Origin of the sequence: Xaviernesmea oryzae (assembly GCF_900109605.1) — a bacterium.
Lineage (GTDB): Bacteria > Pseudomonadota > Alphaproteobacteria > Rhizobiales > Rhizobiaceae > Xaviernesmea > Xaviernesmea oryzae.
This window is the reverse complement of the sequence record NZ_FOAM01000001.1, coordinates 114,916-131,591: the sequence shown is the minus strand read 5'-3', so window position 1 is coordinate 131,591 and position 16,676 is coordinate 114,916. Positions and strand designations below refer to the sequence as shown.

The 16,676-nt window shown below is 63.0% G+C and carries 14 protein-coding genes; 9 read left to right on the top strand and 5 right to left on the bottom strand.

What is annotated here, in order from left to right:
* Positions 1–54: 54 nt before the first annotated feature.
* Positions 55–963, bottom strand: coding sequence for a LysR family transcriptional regulator (locus BMX61_RS00540; protein WP_075627382.1), 909 nt, complete (start codon positions 961–963; stop codon positions 55–57).
* Positions 964–1,201: 238 nt separating this feature from the next.
* Here BMX61_RS00540 and hglS point away from each other — a divergent pair, with 238 nt between their 5' ends.
* The 4 genes from hglS to BMX61_RS00520 all read left to right on the top strand — a co-directional run bounded on the left by hglS (position 1,202) and on the right by BMX61_RS00520 (position 7,000).
* Complete coding sequence (gene hglS, locus BMX61_RS00535; RefSeq protein ID WP_407703724.1) at positions 1,202–2,614, top strand: 2-oxoadipate dioxygenase/decarboxylase HglS; 1,413 nt, start codon at positions 1,202–1,204, stop codon at positions 2,612–2,614.
* A 333-nt stretch (positions 2,615–2,947) separates the two neighbouring features.
* Positions 2,948–4,483, top strand: a complete 1,536-nt coding sequence (amaB, locus tag BMX61_RS00530; RefSeq protein WP_075627383.1) for an L-piperidine-6-carboxylate dehydrogenase — start codon at positions 2,948–2,950, stop codon at positions 4,481–4,483.
* 116 nt (positions 4,484–4,599) lie between these two features.
* Positions 4,600–6,009 carry a cytochrome P450 gene (locus BMX61_RS00525; RefSeq protein ID WP_075627384.1) on the top strand — a complete coding sequence of 470 codons (1,410 nt, stop codon included), beginning with the start codon at positions 4,600–4,602 and terminating at the stop codon, positions 6,007–6,009.
* A 7-nt stretch (positions 6,010–6,016) separates the two neighbouring features.
* Positions 6,017–7,000 (top strand): lysophospholipid acyltransferase family protein, encoded by a 984-nt coding sequence (locus tag BMX61_RS00520; protein ID WP_083639407.1) that lies wholly within the window; start codon positions 6,017–6,019, stop codon positions 6,998–7,000.
* 12 nt (positions 7,001–7,012) lie between these two features.
* Here BMX61_RS00520 and BMX61_RS00515 read toward each other — a convergent pair whose 3' ends face one another.
* On the bottom strand, positions 7,013–7,705 hold the full coding sequence (locus BMX61_RS00515) for a DUF1045 domain-containing protein (RefSeq protein ID WP_075627385.1): 693 nt from the start codon (positions 7,703–7,705) through the stop codon (positions 7,013–7,015).
* Positions 7,706–7,943: 238 nt separating this feature from the next.
* Positions 7,944–8,987 carry a class II fructose-bisphosphate aldolase gene (gene fba / locus BMX61_RS00510; protein ID WP_075627386.1) on the bottom strand — a complete coding sequence of 348 codons (1,044 nt, stop codon included), beginning with the start codon at positions 8,985–8,987 and terminating at the stop codon, positions 7,944–7,946.
* Positions 8,988–9,192: 205 nt separating this feature from the next.
* Here fba and BMX61_RS00505 point away from each other — a divergent pair, with 205 nt between their 5' ends.
* The 5 genes from BMX61_RS00505 to BMX61_RS00485 all read left to right on the top strand — a co-directional run bounded on the left by BMX61_RS00505 (position 9,193) and on the right by BMX61_RS00485 (position 15,650).
* A complete protein-coding gene (locus BMX61_RS00505) occupies positions 9,193–10,788 on the top strand; it encodes a peptide ABC transporter substrate-binding protein (RefSeq protein ID WP_075627387.1) in 1,596 nt (531 codons plus the stop codon).
* A gap of 106 nt (positions 10,789–10,894) precedes the next feature.
* The gene (oppB, locus tag BMX61_RS00500; protein ID WP_075627388.1) at positions 10,895–11,818 is read left to right on the top strand and encodes an oligopeptide ABC transporter permease OppB; all 924 of its coding nucleotides are present in this window, start codon (positions 10,895–10,897) and stop codon (positions 11,816–11,818) included.
* Positions 11,811–12,950: an ABC transporter permease gene (locus BMX61_RS00495; protein WP_075627389.1), complete on the top strand. Its 1,140-nt coding sequence runs from the start codon at positions 11,811–11,813 to the stop codon at positions 12,948–12,950. Before oppB ends, BMX61_RS00495 begins: the two co-directional genes overlap by 8 nt.
* A gap of 33 nt (positions 12,951–12,983) precedes the next feature.
* Positions 12,984–14,600 carry an ABC transporter ATP-binding protein gene (locus BMX61_RS00490; protein ID WP_075627503.1) on the top strand — a complete coding sequence of 539 codons (1,617 nt, stop codon included), beginning with the start codon at positions 12,984–12,986 and terminating at the stop codon, positions 14,598–14,600.
* A 138-nt stretch (positions 14,601–14,738) separates the two neighbouring features.
* Positions 14,739–15,650, top strand: coding sequence for an SMP-30/gluconolactonase/LRE family protein (locus tag BMX61_RS00485; RefSeq protein WP_075627390.1), 912 nt, complete (start codon positions 14,739–14,741; stop codon positions 15,648–15,650).
* 226 nt (positions 15,651–15,876) lie between these two features.
* Here the strand turns inward: BMX61_RS00485 and bfr are convergent, their stop codons facing one another.
* A complete protein-coding gene (gene bfr / locus BMX61_RS00480; protein WP_075627391.1) occupies positions 15,877–16,386 on the bottom strand; it encodes a bacterioferritin in 510 nt (169 codons plus the stop codon).
* Positions 16,352–16,663, bottom strand: a complete 312-nt coding sequence (locus BMX61_RS00475; protein WP_075627392.1) for a (2Fe-2S)-binding protein — start codon at positions 16,661–16,663, stop codon at positions 16,352–16,354. Before BMX61_RS00475 ends, bfr begins: the two co-directional genes overlap by 35 nt.
* Positions 16,664–16,676: the final 13 nt, after the last annotated feature.

Below are 16,676 nucleotides of genomic sequence, written 5' to 3'. Positions count from 1 at the left end.
GCTTTGCATTTGCAGGCGAAAAGAGCGGCGTGGCAGGTGTTTGGCCCGATTTTTTCACGCACCGCCTGCGGCACTGATCTGGGTGGCGATCCAGCTGCAGAAGGCCGTGGTCGGCCCGTTTTCGACCTTGCCCTCGGGCACGACGAGGTAATAATTATTCTCCGTGCGCATCGGCCGCTCGAAAACCACTTCCAGCGCGCCGCTCTTCAACTCCTGTTCGATCAGATAGCGCGGCACCAGCGCGAAGCCGAGACCCGCCACGGCCGCCTCGATGACCATGGAGAACTGGTCGAAGCGATTGCCACGATAGGCGCCGTCGGCGGCAGCGCCGTTCTCCTCCAGCCATTCGGCCCAGATCTTCGGCCGGGTGGTCAGCTGCAAAAGCGGGCCTTGCGCCAGATCCGCCGGTGCTGCCGGGCGGCTCTGGGCAAGCCGGGTGGGCGAGGCCACCGGCAGGATGATCTCGCTGCAGAGATAGGTGCAATTGGCATGGGCCCAGACCGGCTGGCCATAATGAATGGCCAGATCGAAGCTTTCTTCGGCAAAATCGAAGGGCTGAGAGCGCGAGGCGATGCTGAGCGTCACGCCGGGATGATGCGCCAGGAAATCCGGCAGGCGCGGGGTCAGCCAGCGGCTGCCGAAGGTCGGCAGGGTGGCGAGCGACAGCGCCCCATCCGCCTGGGCCGAGCCCATGGCGCGCAGCATCAGCGCTTCCGACTGGTTGAGCAGCCGACGCACCTCGGGCAGGAACTTGGCGCCGGCCTCCGACAGCACGACGCGCTGGCGCACACGCTGGAACAGGAGCATGCCAATCTGATTTTCCAGATCCTTGATCTGGCGGCTGACGGCGCTCTGTGTCAGGCTGAGCTCGGCGGCGGCCTGGGTGAAGCTGCCATGGCGCGCCGCGCATTCGAAAGCCTGTAAATTAGCGATATCAGGCACCAGACGGCGGCTCAACTTCATTCCATCCTCGCATGACGATAGTCGAATCCATTGCAAGCGGTGCGATTTCTGCTGGCATATGATACGCTTTCAGAATGACCGGCACCGAAACTGTTCTTAACGCGGAATGCGCCCGGCCGAAATCGTGCCCGACGATAAAGGCTGCGCAAATCGTCTTCGCGGGACGGCTTTGGCAAAAGCATCGGTCTTGATCCAGGACCGGCCGCAGCGCGGCAGTCCGGAAGACAAGGAGATAGCCATGACGCATGCTGCCTCGACCATGAAGGATTTCGTAACCAGCGACTGGATCCGCAGCGCCTTCTCGCGCGCCATGTCGACCATGTACAAGACAGAAGTTCCGGCCTATGGCACGCTGATGACGCTGGTGGCAGACGTCAATGCCGAGACCCTGGCCGCCCAGCCGGACCTCGCCGCCCAACTGACGGAGACAGACACGCTGGAGCGCATCTCCGAGGAGCGTCACGGCGCCATCCGCCTGGGCACGCCTGAAGAACTCGCCACCATGCGCCGGCTCTTCGCCGTCATGGGCATGATGCCGGTCGGCTATTACGACCTGTCGACGGCCGGCGTGCCAGTTCATTCCACTGCTTTCCGGCCCGTGGGCGAAGCGGCGCTGAAGCGCAATCCCTTCCGGGTCTTCACCTCGCTTCTGCGCCTCGACCTGATTGCCGATCCCGCCTTGCGTGCGGAGGCCGAGGCCGTTCTTTCCCGCCGGAACATCTTCACGTCAGGCGCACTGGCGCTGATCGACAAGGCCGAGCGCGAGGGCGGGCTGACGCAAGAAGAGGCCGAACGCTTCGTCGCGCAAGCGCTCGAAACCTTCCGCTGGCACGACAAGGCGATCGTCAGCGCATCGCTCTATAAGCGCCTGCATGACGCCCATCGCCTGATTGCCGATGTCGTCTCCTTCAAGGGTCCGCATATCAACCATCTGACGCCGCGCACGCTTGATATCGACCGCGTCCAGGCCTTGATGCCCGAGCGCGGCATCGCGCCCAAGGCCGTGGTCGAGGGACCGCCGACCCGCGCCTGCCCGATCCTTCTGCGCCAGACCTCGTTCAAGGCGCTCGACGAGCCAGTCTCCTTCAAAGCCGAGGACGGCAGCTGGGTTCCTGGCTCCCATACGGCTCGCTTCGGCGAGATCGAGCAGCGTGGCCTAGCGCTGACGCCCAAAGGCCGGGCGCTCTATGACCAGTTGCTCGACCGCTCGCGCGCCATCGTTCGCCCTGCCGCCGATGGCTCCAATGCCAGCGAATACGAGGCGGCGCTCCGACAGGCATTCCAGGATTTCCCCGATGACTGGGAAGCGATCCGCAAGGCAGGCCTTGGCTATTTCACCTATCGGCTGACGGCCAAGGGCCGGGCAAGCGGACAGGCTGCGGGCGATCTGGAAAGCCTGATCGCAAGTGGCCATATCGTTGCCGATCCGATCGTCTACGAAGACTTCCTGCCGGTCAGTGCGGCAGGCATCTTCCAGTCCAATCTCGGCGACGATGCCGCCCAGGATTTCGTGGCAAGCCCGAACCAAGTGATGTTCGAGCGCGATCTCGGCGCCTCCGTGCTCAACGAGTTCGACCATTATGCCGCGATCGAACAGGCTTCGATTGAAGCTTGCATAGCCTCGCTCACAGGCGTCCGCGCTGCGGAGTAAGGTAGGAAACTGGCTCGGCCCCCTCCATGCCTGCCGGCATCCGACCGGGGACGAGCCACGGGTCTCGTCCCGTCCTTCGGACCCCCGCTGGGGAGAAGAGACAGCGTCGCCACCGCTCGACACCAACTGCAGCCGGCGCTTGTGGCACCAGCCTCCTCTCCCCTCGGGGAGAGGGCAGGGTGAGGGGGGAACTCGCGAGATGTCCTTACGCTCTACGAAGACTGCCGCCACGTTTCCGATGAACTCTCCGCCGGCCGATTGATCCCGGCGGATCCATGATCTTCAGGCCGATGCCACTTTCGGGCCGGCCCTACTCTCTTCAAGGAGACCTCGATGAACATCGCGACAAAGCCGCTCGACCTTAAGAGCGAAACAGCCGCCCTCCTCGCCGCCCTCGGCGTCGACAGCGCCGCCTTTACCGGCGGAGACATGGCCTCGCGCACGCCTGTCACAGGCGAGGTGATCGCCCATCTGCCCACCGACAGCGCTGATGATGCCAAGGCTAAGATCGACGCGGCCGATGCCGCCTTCCGCGCCTGGCGCCAGGTGCCGGCCCCGCGCCGGGGCGAGCTCGTTCGCCTGCTGGGCGAGGAGCTGCGCGCGCACAAGGCCGATCTCGGCCGGCTGGTCTCGATCGAGGCCGGCAAGATCCCGTCCGAGGGCCTCGGCGAAGTGCAGGAGATGATCGACATCTGCGATTTCGCCGTCGGCCTGTCCCGCCAGCTCTACGGCCTGACGATCGCCACCGAACGCCCCGGCCACCGGATGATGGAAAGCTGGCATCCCCTCGGCGTGGTCGGCATCATCTCCGCCTTCAACTTTCCCGTCGCCGTCTGGTCGTGGAATGCGGCGCTGGCGCTGGTCGCCGGCGACAGCGTCGTCTGGAAGCCTTCGGAAAAGACCCCGCTGACGGCGCTGGCCTGCCAGGCGATCCTGAAGCGCGCGCTCGCCCGCTTCGGCTCGGATGCGCCTGATGGCCTGTCGCAGGTGCTGATCGGCGGCCGGGACATCGGCGAGGTGCTGGTCGATCACCCGAAGGTGCCGCTGGTTTCGGCCACCGGCTCCACCCGCATGGGCCGCGAGGTCGGGCCCCGGCTCGCCAAGCGCTTCGCCCGCGCGGTTCTCGAACTCGGCGGCAACAATGGCGGCATCGTCTGCCCCTCGGCCGATCTCGACATGGCGCTGCGCGCCATCGCCTTCGGCGCCATGGGCACGGCCGGCCAACGCTGCACCACGCTGCGCCGCCTCTTTGTCCATGAAAGCGTCTACGATCAGCTCGTGCCGCGCCTGAAGAAGGCTTACGAGAGCGTGTCGGTCGGCAATCCGCTCACGTCCTCCTCGCTGGTCGGCCCACTGATCGACAAGCCGGCTTATGATGCCATGCAGAAGGCGCTGGAAGAGGCAAAGGCTGCCGGTGGCAGCGTCACCGGCGGCGCCCGTGTCGAAACGGGTGCGACCGATGCCTATTACGTCAAGCCGGCGCTGGTCGAAATGCCGGCCCAGACCGGGCCGGTGCTCGAAGAAACCTTCGCGCCGATCCTCTATGTGATGAAATATAGCGATTTTGACGCCGCGATTGCCGATCACAATGCGGTGGCTGCCGGCCTCTCCTCCTCGATCTTCACGCTGAACATGCAGGAAGCCGAGCGCTTCCTGGCCGCCGATGGCTCCGATTGCGGCATCGCCAATGTCAATATCGGCACGTCGGGCGCCGAGATCGGTGGCGCCTTCGGCGGCGAGAAGGAAACCGGCGGCGGCCGCGAATCCGGCTCGGATGCCTGGAAGGCCTATATGCGCCGGGCCACCAACACCATCAACTATTCGAAGGCCCTGCCGCTCGCCCAAGGCGTTTCCTTCGATATCGAATAAGGTAAGTCTGATCGCGTAGCTCTGATGCCGGCGGGCCCCATTGGCCTTGCCGGCATTTGCTGTTATCCGGGCAGGATGATGACGCCCGAACGGGCAGGACGGCGCGAGGAGAGGCTATGCTGGCCGGGCTGAAGCCATCGACGGACATCGTGGAGCGGCGCGACGGCCAGCGCTTCGAACCGGCGCATTCGGACTATTATCGTGGCCGTGGTGGGCGGCCTCTGAAGCTCATCCTCCAGGCGCGCCATGACCTCCTGTCGATCTGGCGCGAGGGTGATTACCGCGACAAGGTCTCCTCGATGACGCTTTTCGGCCGCCAGCTGGTGGTCGTCAATTCACCAGAGGCGATCCGCTATGTGGTGGCCAAGCGGCACGAGAATTTCGAGCGCAAGACGCCGCAGATGCGCCGGGCGCTGGAATTCCTGCTGGGCGATGGCCTGTTCATTTCCGATGGCGAGACCTGGAAGCAGCGCCGCCCGCTGGTCAACGACATCGTCCATAAGAACCGCCTGCCCTTCTTCGGCAAGATCATGGAGCAGACGGCAGGCGAAATGGTGCGCCGCTGGGAAAGCTTGGCCGAGGGCGCCACCGTCAATGCATTGTTCGAAATGGCGGGACTGACGGCCGAGATCATCGCCCGCAGCGTCTTCGGCCGCGATCTCGGCGAGGATGCGGCCAACGCCGTCAGCGAAGGCTTCGAGAGCTACCAGGCGCTGATCGACAGCATCAATATCGGCTATTTCCTCGGCTTCGATGAAGGCTTGCCGGTGTTGCGCACGCCGAAGCTGCGCCGCTCGGTCAAGCGCATCCACACGATCATCGACAAGGTGGTCGAGGACCATCTGGCCGGGCGCGGCGATCATGATTCCATGGTCGAGCTTCTCGTGCGCCGTCAGCAGCGCTCGCCCGAACTGAAGCTCGACGTGGTGGCGCTGCGCAACGAGGCCGCCACCATCTTCATGGCCGGCCACGAAACCACGGCGGCAACGCTGACCTGGGCCTGGTATCTGTTGTCACGCGCACCCTGGGTGGAAGAGCGCCTGCATGAAGAGATCGATCGCGTCTGCGGCGGGCGGGCACCGGCTTTCGACGATCTGGACGATCTCGTCTGGTGCAAGGCGGTGATCGAAGAGACGCTTCGGCTTTACCCGCCCGTGCCCTTCCTCGCTCGCCAGGCACGTGAAGCAGACCGGATTGGCGAGGTCGACGTCAAGCCCGCATCGCTGATCCTGATCGTGCCCTGGCTGCTGCACCGCACCGAGGCTTTCTTTCCCGATGCGCATCTCTTCAAGCCGGAGCGTTTTCTGCCCGGGCAGAAGCCGATCCCATATTCCTATATTCCCTTTGCCAGCGGCCCGCGCGTCTGCCCCGGCCTGCAATTCGGCCTGAACGAGGCCGTGCTGTGCCTGGCCATTCTCGCCCAGCGCTTTCGCCTGCGGTTGGCGGAAGAGCACAAGGTGGAGCCACAATGCCGCCTGACGCTGCGCCCGCGCGGCGGCATTCCCGTCACGCTGCACCGGCGCTGAGGCGGAGATGGCGCGAGACGTTCAAAAGCGCGCCTGGATCTGGCGGCCAGCGGCGGCCGTGCCGATCCGCGATCTCGTCTCACGTGATGCCGTCAAACGGCGCGCGGCCAGACGCTTCTGGATCGAAGACAGTCTTCAAGACGGTTTCGACCTCGCCATGTTCTATGCCATGCGCGCCCTTCCCGTCTCCGCTTGCTCCGGCTTCGGCGCCTGGCTCGGCCGTTTCTCCCTGCCGCGTTTTCACAAGACGGCGGTGGCACGTCTCACGCGCAATCTCGAAAAGCTGCTGCCTTCGGCCAGCCCGTTCGAGCGCGAAACGCGGATGCACCGCAACTGGGAGAACCAGGGCCGGCTGATGACGGAATTTTCAGTCGTCCACCGCGTGGCCCACGATCCCCGCCGCCTGACCGTTGATGGCGGCGAGCATGCGCAGATCGCAGCGGCTCAGGGACCGCTGATCCTGATGGGCTTGCATCTGGGTAACTGGGAGCTGATCTGGCCGTCCCTCGTCCGGCTCGGTCTACACCCGGCCTTGAACTATGCCCCGCCCCGCGCACGGGCCCGCCACTGGATCGCGCGGAAGACGCGCCAACGTGCGGGCATCGACCTTCTGCCACCGGGGCTGAACGCCGTTCGCCCGGCCCTGAAGCGGCTGCAGTCCGGTGGCCAGGTCATCATCTTCTGCGACGAGGGGCTTCATGGAAAGATCCGGGGCCCCTTCCTCGGCCGCCCGCCGCATCTTAATGGCAATCTCGCTCTGGTGGCGCGGCTGGCGCGGCTGACCGGCGCGCGCATCTGCCCCGTCTGGACCGTGCGCGACGATATCGATCCCACACGGTTCACCCTGACAATCCGGCCGGCGATCTCGCTTGGCACCGGCAAGGCCGACGCGGCGCAGCTGCTGGTCGATGTCACCGCGCTGAACGCAGAGATCGAGCCGGTCATCCGGGCCCATCTCGATCAATGGTATTTTCTCGACAGCGCCTTGTAAGACAAAGGCGGATCAGCGCAGGCCTGTGAGCGGCAGAAGCGCACGCGCCCGGAAAGGCGCGCCACGCGCCGGTTCCTCGAAGAGGCCAACGGTCGTCACTGTCAACGGCCTACCGATGAATACGGCAAAGCATTCTTCCGCCGCCTTCTGCAAGGCTGGCTGCTCGTGCTCCGGAACCCGGCCGGACAGTGTCATGTGGAAGCGGAAATCCTCGAAGACATAGGGATAGCCCCAGTCCATCAGGTTGAGGCGCTGGCGCTCGCTCAAGCTGTCCGGCTTGCGTCTGGCGATATCGGCCTCGCTCAAGGGTGCGCGAAACGGCTCGAAGGCGCGCACGGCGGCAGCGCCGAAATCCTGCAAGGGAGCACAGGGCTCACCGGAGACCAGCGCGAAAAAGCTGCCGATGCGCGCAAGCGTCAATTCGGGAATATCGAAGGGAGCCTGTGCCTTGGCAAAGTCCGTGAAGGCTCGCACCAGCGCCTCTTCGCTCGTGCCGTCCTTCAAGGCGAAGGGCGCCTTCAGCGTCGCATGGAACCCATAGCGGCGCGGCTCCTCCGTCAGCTCCCGAAACCGCTCCGGCGACAGGCCGGGCACATCCGGCTGCTCCAGGCCCGCGCCGGAAAAGGCGTCGCGCCCAAGCCAGCAGGCAGCCGCCAGCGTCAGCGGATCATCGGCAGGTGGGGTAAAATAAAGGGCGTAGCGCATGGACATCTCGGGACGGGGCCAAAAACCCGCGCCGGCTCGAAGGGCTGCGCGCGGTGATCGGCAAGCCATGGCATGGCCGCTTGCCTTTGCGCAAGGGCATGACGGCAGCGCGACATGACGCCTCGGCGTTATCTGCTACAAGAAAAGAATCCGGCGAATGATCGCCGGATCCAGGTTCGATGAGCATGGAATGCCTCAGGGCCTTCTGCGCACCTTATGACGAAGCCGAACGGCGATCTCAGGCGGCCGCATAGGCCTTGGCCATGTCGGCCAGGCGCTTGACGCGGATCTTGGACGCCTGCCCGGCCGTGCCGAAGGCTTCGAAACGCTCCTTGCAGACCTCGACCATGCGTGCGGTCGCGGGCTTCAGATAGTTGCGCGGGTCGAAATTATCGGGCTTTTCCGCGAAGTTCTTGCGGATCGTGCCGGTCATGGCCAGCCGCAGGTCGGTGTCGATATTCACCTTGCGCACGCCGAGCGGAATGGCCTTCTGGATTTCAGCCACCGGCACGCCCCAGGTTTGCTTCATCTCGCCGCCATAGGTGGTGAAGAGGTCCTGCAGATCCTGCGGCACCGACGACGAGCCATGCATGACCAGATGCGTATTGGGCAGGCGGGCATGGATCTTGGCGATGGTGTCGATGGAGAGAATCTCACCATCGGGCGCGCGGGAGAACTTGTAGGCGCCATGGCTGGTGCCGATGGCCACCGCCAGGGCGTCGACGCCGGTCTTCTCGACGAAATCGAAGGCCTGTTCCGGGTCGGTCAGAAGCTCCTCGCGCGAGAGCTTGCCCTCGAAGCCATGGCCGTCTTCCTTCTCGCCCGCACCCGTTTCGAGATTGCCGAGACATCCGAGCTCGCCTTCCACCGAAACGCCGGCGGCATGGGCGATCTTCACCACCTCGGCGGTCACCGAGACATTGTAGTCGTAGGTCGAGATCGTCTTGCCGTCGGCCAGCAGCGAACCGTCCATCATGACCGAAGTGAAGCCGTTGGTGATCGCCGAAATGCAGGTGGAGGGCTGATCGCCATGGTCGAGATGCAGGCAGACGGGGATATGCGGATATTCCTCGGCAGCACCCAGGATCAGGTGCCGCAGGAAGCCATCGCCGGCATAGGCGCGGGCGCCGCGGCTGGCCTGAAGGATCACGGGCGAATCGGTTGCATCAGCGGCACGCATCACGGCCTGGACATATTCAAGGTTGTTTACATTGAAGGCAGGAAGCGCATAATTTTCCTCCGCCGCATGATCCAGCAATTGCCGCAGGGTGATCAAAGCCATAGGAATCTGTCCTCCAATTGATGATGATTGTCGCCGCAATGCGGCTGCGTCGACCTCTTCGGACGCCTAGGGCGCCACTATTAAGGCATGATGACTGCTTGGCAATCGCGCCTCGAAGAGGCATGTTTTGCAACTCGAATGAAGGAAAAAGTGTTTCGGACCCATAGTTTGCCAATTCAAACGATCTAAAACGGGAGTTCTCTCGATGACAGCACGGATCACCGCTTTTAAAGCCGTTCTGGCGGCCACAATTTTTTTTGCAGCAGCCCCATCTTGGGCTGAAAATGTGCTCTATCGCGGCAATGCCGGCGAGCCGACGACGCTCGATCAGCATCATACGTCGATCAATATCGAAGAATTCATCCTCAAGGACCTCTATGAGGGCCTGACGATCTATGACGCCAAGGGTGTCATCGTTCCCGGTGCGGCGGAAAGCTGGACAGAGTCCGATGATGGGCTGACCTATACCTTTAAGATCCGCGACAATGCCAAATGGTCAGATGGCAGCCCTGTAACCGCTGATGACTTCGTCTTTTCCTTCCGCCGTGCGGAAGATCCGAAAACGGCGGCCGCCTATGCCAATATCCTCTATCCGATCAAGAATGCCGAGAAGATCAACAAGGGCGAGCTTCCCGTCGATCAGCTTGGCGCACGCGCTGTCGATGCCAAGACGCTGGAGCTGACGGTCGCGCAGCCGACGCCGTATTTCCTGGAGCTTCTGGCACATCAGACAGCCCTGCCGCTGTCGAAAGCGAATGTCGAGAAGAACGGTGCCGACTTCGTCAAGCCGGGCGTGCTTGTTTCCAATGGTGCCTTCAAGCTGGCCGAGCATGTGGCCAACGACCATCTGACCCTGGTCAAGAATCCCGAGCATTGGGATGCGGCCAACACAAAGCTCGACAAGGTGGTCTTCTATCCGCTGGAAGACCAGGCCGCCGCCGTACGCCGCTACGAGGCCGGAGAATTGCATGTCGATTATAATTTTTCCGCCGACCAGTTGCCGCGCCTGCGACAGCAATTCGGTAACGAGGTTCATGTCTCCCCAGCGCTTGCCACCTATTATTATGTCTTCGATACGCGCAATGCGCCGATGAACGATGTGCGCGTGCGCCAGGCGCTGGCCATGGGGGTGGACCGCGACTTTCTGGCCAACGAGATCTATAAGGGTGCGCAACAGCCGCTCTACAGCTGGATTCCGCCGGGGCTCGGCAATTATGGTGAGCCGGAAAAGGCCGATTTCGCCAACAAGAGTCAGCTCGACCGCGAAGACGAGGCGCTGAAGCTTCTCAAAGAAGCCGGCTATGGCGAGGGCGGCAAGCCCCTCACGATCGAGATTCGCTATAACACCAATCCGAACCATGAGCGGGTGGCGACAGCCATTGCCGACATGTGGAAGACCGCCTTTGGGGCACAGGTCAGCCTCGTCAACCTCGATGTCTCCTCGCACTACGCCTATCTGCAGGAAGGCGGCAAATTTTCCGTCGCCCGCGCTGGCTGGACCGCTGATTACGGCGATGCCGAAAACTTCCTGGCGTTGAACACCACGGCCAACAAGACCTTCAACTACCCGCATTGGTCCAATGCCGATTATGATGCATTGATGGCCAAGTCCTATACGGAGAAGGACCCAGCAGCGCGCCAGAAGCTCATGCATCAGGCCGAGGCGATCCTGGTGAAGGAGCAGCCGGTGACAGCCCTCTTGGTCAACAACGACCTTTGGCTGGTCTCCAAGAAGGTACAGGGCTGGTATGACAATGCCAACAACCAGCATCTCAGCCGCTTCCTGAGCGTTCAGAACTGAGAGAAGCAGAGCGTCTTGCGCAATGGGCTGCGTCCTGTCCGGTTCCTCCCTTGAGAGGGCTAAGCCGGGCAGGGCGTGGCCCTTGTTCGAGGTCCAGGAGCGGGACATGATTTCCTTCATCCTTCGCCGGCTGGCGAGCGCGGTTCCGACCTTGTTCATCGTCGTCACCATCTCCTTCTTCATGATGCGGTTCGCCCCTGGCGGCCCGTTCAATCTGGAGCGGCCGCTGCCGCCTCAGACCATGGAGAATCTCAACCGCGCCTATGGGCTCGATCTGCCGCTGTGGCAGCAATATCTGCGTTATCTCGGCAATGTCGTGCAGGGCGATTTCGGCCCCAGCTATGTCTATCGCGACAATACGGTGGACCAGCTGATCGCCATGGGTCTGCCCTATTCGATCAGGCTCGGCATGATGGCGCTGCTCGTCGCGCTGATCGGCGGCGTGGCGGCTGGCACCTATGCGGCCTTGCGCCAGAACAGTTTGACCGATCTCCTGGTCATGTCGGTCTCGACGGTGGGCGTCACCGTGCCGAATTTCGTCGTCGGTCCGGTGCTGACGCTGATCTTCGCCGTCCTCCTCGCCTGGCTGCCGGCGGGTGGCTGGGGTGATGGATCGCTTCGATTCCTGATCCTGCCGACCATCGCGCTGGCCCTGCCCCAGCTGGCCGTCTTCGCCCGGTTGATGCGCGGCGCGATGATCGAGGCGCTGCATGCGGACCATATCCGCACTGTCCGTGCCTATGGCCTGCCGCCCCGTACCGTGATCGTCACTCATGCGATGCGCGCGGCGCTGCTGCCGATCGTCTCCTATCTCGCCCCCTGCGCGGCGGCATTGCTCACCGGCTCGGCCGTGATCGAATCGATCTTCACCATTCCCGGCGTTGGGCGCTATTTCGTCATCGGCGCGATCAATCGCGATTACACGCTGGTTATGGGCACGGTGGTGCTGATCGCCATCTTCGTCATCGTCTTCAACCTGGTGGTCGATCTTCTTTACGGCCTGCTCGATCCGAGGGTGCGCCATGAGTGATCTCGCCCAGATGCCGAGCCTTGCTCCGCACGCGCCGGAAACACGCGGCCGCAGCCTGTTTTCGCTCGCCATGCGCCGCTTCCGGCGCAACCGCGCGGCGATTGCCGGCAGCATCGTTCTGGTGCTGGTGGCGCTGTTTTCCTTCGTCGGTCCGCTTTTCTCGGACCATGCCTATGATCAGGTCTTCCCTTCTTACGTCTCCGTACCGCCGAGCCTCTCGCCAAGGCCGGGCGCCGAGACCCTGCAAGGCGCGATGGAAAGCGCGGTGCAGCGGGCGCGCGTGAGGCTGGAAAGCTTCACGGTCGAAGGCCACAGCTTTACCGCGACGCTTGGCGCCGACCAGCCGATCGATCCGCGCACCACGCGCTATATCGACCGCGCCAATGAATTCGACGACACCACCGTCAAGGAGACGCAGGAGGACGGCCGCAAGCTGATCGTCGAAGGCCGGGTGACGCGCGAATACTTCCCGTTCGGGACCGATTCCAACGGCCGGGACCTCCTCGTGCGCGTCATGCTCGGCGGGCAGATCTCGATCGCCGTCGGCGTGCTCGCCAGCCTGGTTTCGCTGGGGATCGGCGTCGTCTATGGCGCCACGGCCGGCTATCTCGGCGGGCGGATCGACAATGTGATGATGCGCTTCGTCGAAATCCTCTATTCCCTACCCTTCGTCTTCCTCGTCGTGCTGCTCGTCGTCTTCTTCGGCCGCTCATTCATCCTGATCTTCCTGGTGATCGGCGCCGTGGAATGGCTCGACATGGCCCGCATCGTGCGCGGGCAGACGCTGGCGCTGAAGCGGCGCGAATTCGTCGGCGCGGCTGAATCGCTCGGCTTGTCCGACTGGCAGATCATTCGCCGGCACATCATTCCCAACACTATTGGCCCCGTCGTCGTCTTCGTCACCGTGATCGTGCCGAAGGTCATCCTGCTCGAAAGCTTCCTGTCCTTCCTCGGCCTCGGGGTGCAGGCGCCGCTGACGAGCTGGGGCGCGCTGATTGCCGAAGGAGCCAACAATATCCAGTCGGCGCCCTGGCTTTTGATCTTCCCCTCGATCTTCTTCGTGGTGACGCTGTTTGCGCTGAATTTCGTCGGCGATGGCCTGCGCGATGCGCTCGATCCCAGAGACCGGTAAAGGGGCGCTGAGATGGCAGGACATGCAGACATGATGACATCCGACAGCAACACCGCGGTCGAAGCCGAAACGGTGCTGACGGTGCGCGGCCTCAAAGTGAGATTCGACACGCCTGACGGGCCGATCGAGGCGGTCAAGGGCGTCGATCTCGACGTGAAAGCGGGCGAGACGCTGGCCGTGGTCGGCGAATCCGGCTCCGGCAAGAGCCAGACGATGATGGCGATCATGGGCCTGCTCGCCGCCAATGGCCGCGCCACGGGTTCGGCGCTCTATCGCGGCCGCGAGATGATCGGCCTGCCGATGAAGGCGCTGAACACCATCCGCGGCGAGAAGATCACCATGATCTTCCAGGAGCCGATGACCTCGCTCGATCCGCTCTACCCCATCGGCCGGCAGATCGCCGAGCCGATCCGCCATCATCGCGGAGGAACGGCAGCCGCCGCCCGCGCCCGCGTGCTGGAACTTCTCGAACTCGTTGGCATTCCCGAGCCGACAAGACGGATCGACAGCTATCCGCACGAGCTTTCCGGCGGCCAGCGCCAGCGGGCCATGATCGCCATGGCGCTTGCCAACGAGCCCGACATCCTGATCGCCGACGAGCCGACCACGGCGCTCGACGTAACGATCCAGGCGCAGATCCTGACGTTGCTGCAATCCCTGCAGAAGCGTTTCGGCATGGCCGTGGTGCTGATTACCCATGATCTCGGCGTGGTACGCCATGTGGCCGACCGGGTGGTGGTGATGCGCCGGGGCGAGGTGGTGGAGCGGGGCCGGACGGCCGATGTCTTCGCCCGGCCGAAGGCGGACTATACCCGCATGCTGATCGAGGCCGAACCGAGCGGCGAAAAGGCGCCGCCTGCCCCGGATGAGCCCGTTCTCCTCGAAGGCCGCAAGCTGCGCGTCGATTACAGCACCGGCGGCGGCTTTTTGAAGAAGGCCGGTCTCTTTACCGCCGTCCATGGGGCCGATATCCGTCTGCGTCAGGGACAGACGATCGGTCTGGTCGGAGAATCCGGCTCAGGAAAGTCGACGCTTGGGCGCGCCCTCTTGAAGCTGACGCCGTCCTCCGGCACCGTTCTTTTCAACGGGCGAGACATTTCAGATTTCGACCGCAAGGCGATGCGCCCCTTGAGGCGCGACATGCAGCTCGTTTTCCAAGATCCGTTCGGATCGCTCTCGCCGCGCCAGACCGTCGGCGAGATCATCACGGAAGGGCTCTATGTTCATGAGCCGCAGCTCTCGAAAGCCGAACGCGACGCCCGAGCCGTGGCGGCGCTTCACGAGGTCGGTCTCGATCCCTCCGCGCGCAACCGCTATCCGCACGAGTTTTCCGGCGGCCAGCGCCAGCGTATCGCTATTGCCCGCGCCATCATCCTCAAGCCGCGGCTGGTGGTCCTGGACGAGCCGACATCGGCACTTGACCGCTCGGTTCAGGGGCAGGTGATCGAGCTTCTGCGCGGCCTGCAGAAAAGTCATGGTCTCTCCTATCTCTTCATCAGCCATGACCTCTCGGTCATCAGGGCCATGGCGGACTATGTGATCGTCATGCAGGCCGGGCGGATCGTCGAGGAGGGCGAGACGGCTGGGCTGTTCGATCATCCATGCGAGGCCTATACCAAGGCCCTGCTCAGCGCGGCCTATTCGCGCTGACCGGAGATGGGCTGCACGGTCTGGAGAGGGCCACAAAATCGAAACGATACGGAGCAGACCCCATATCCCGGGGATGGAGCGAGAGAGCCAGGGGTGTGCGATCGAGGTCTTGCGACTTAATGATGGAGGGAAGCGATCATGACCGAGACGCCACTTTACACTCAGCACGACTCTCGCTTTGCCGCGTTGATCCAGCATCATGCCGCACCCGATCTGCTGTATGAAGGCTGCCGCTGGGCGGAAGGACCGGTTTGGTTTGCCGATCAGAATGTTCTCCTGTGGAGCGACATTCCCAATGCCAGGATGCTGCGTTTCGCGCCGGAGGCCGATGGGCTCGGCACCGTCTCGGTCTTTCGGGCCGCCTCGAACTATTCGAATGGCCACACGCGTGATCGCCAGGGCCGTCTGGTCTCCTGCGAACACGGTACGCGGCGGGTCACACGCACGGAGATCGACGGAACGATTACCGTTCTCGCCGACCGCTACGACGGAAAAGCCTTGAATTCCCCCAATGACGTCGTCGTATCCAGCGATGGCGCCGTCTGGTTTACCGATCCGACCTATGGCATCGCCAGCGATTATGAAGGTTATCGTTCGGAGGTCGAGCAGGCGAAAAACCGGCTCTACCGGATCGATCCGGCAAGTGGCGCGGTGGAGGCGATGGCGGAGGATTTCGAACAGCCCAACGGGCTCGCTTTCTCGCCGGACGAAGGCCGTCTCTATGTGGTCGACAGCGGCGCACCGCGCCATATACGGGTCTTCGACGTGCAGGGCGGGCGCCGTCTATCCGGCGGCGACGTGTTCTTTGCGCTCGATGCGGAGCATGGGCCTGACGGGCTGCGGCTCGACACGCAAGGCAATGTCTGGGCGGCGGCGGGAAAGGGCGTCCAGGTTTTTTCGCCCGAGGGCACGTCGCTTGGCCGCATCGCCTTTCCGCAAAGGGTCTCGAACCTGACCTTTGGCGGGCCGAAGCGTAACCGTCTGTTCGTGACGGCGACCAGATCGCTGCATGCGCTCTATGTGAGCGCCAATGGCGCGCAATGGCCGTGATGCGGCGAACAAGCGGCGCTTTGCCTTGGACAGAGATTCACGTGGAACTCCAGCCCATGCAGCTGTGAGGCAGAGGGAGCGGCGCAACCGTCACCTTGTCGGATGACCGGCGCAGGGATGCGCCGATCAGATGATGCGGCGATCTGATCGACATCAGATCGAGCCCCATTCGCAGCATCAGACTGAAATCGTCATCGGCCTGATGCTCTTTTGTTTCTGGTTCGGATCAATGTCCGGCATCTTCCGAGCCGACTTCAGCCTTGTCGGCGGAAGCGGCGTTGAGTTGGCCGTAGCGTTCCGTGCCGATCGAGTTGAGCAGCTGAAGCTGGGTTTCGAGGAAGTCGATATGGCCTTCCTCATCGATGAGCAGCTCTTCGAACAGCTTCATCGTCACGTAATCGCCGGCATCGTGACAGATATCGCGCGACTTCTTGTAGGATTTGCGGGCGTCATATTCGCCGGCGAGATCGGCTTCCAGAACTTCCTTGACGTTCTGGCCGATGCGCAGCGGCGCCACCGTCTGCAGGTTCGGATGGCCGTCGAGGAAAATAATGCGCGCGATCAGCTTGTCGGCGTGCTGCATTTCCTCGATCGATTCGGCCCGCTCCTTCTTGGCCAGGAGCGTGTAGCCCCAATCTTCAAGAAGGCGGAAATGCAACCAGTACTGGTTTACCGCACCAAGCTCGAGATGAAGCGCCTCATTAAGCCGCTCGATGACCTTTGTGTCGCCTTTCAAGATCTGCCCTCCTGCTGTCTTCCTGGAATTGTTTTAGGCGGGCCAAAAATACCGATTTTTCCTCGTCCGTCGAGTGGCGTTCGGCATGAAACCGCTCGCTCGTGCGCACGATGATATCGACGACATTGGGGAAGCAGCCACAGCAGCGGCCACGTTTGCTCATGGCATGGTAGACTTTAGCCGGAACGATGAGCTGCCAACAGTCTTCATTCAGAAGGTCGATGATCGTCTGTTCGATATCGCGTTCGGTGATGAAATTGCAGCTGCAAACCAACATGGCGTCGCCCTAG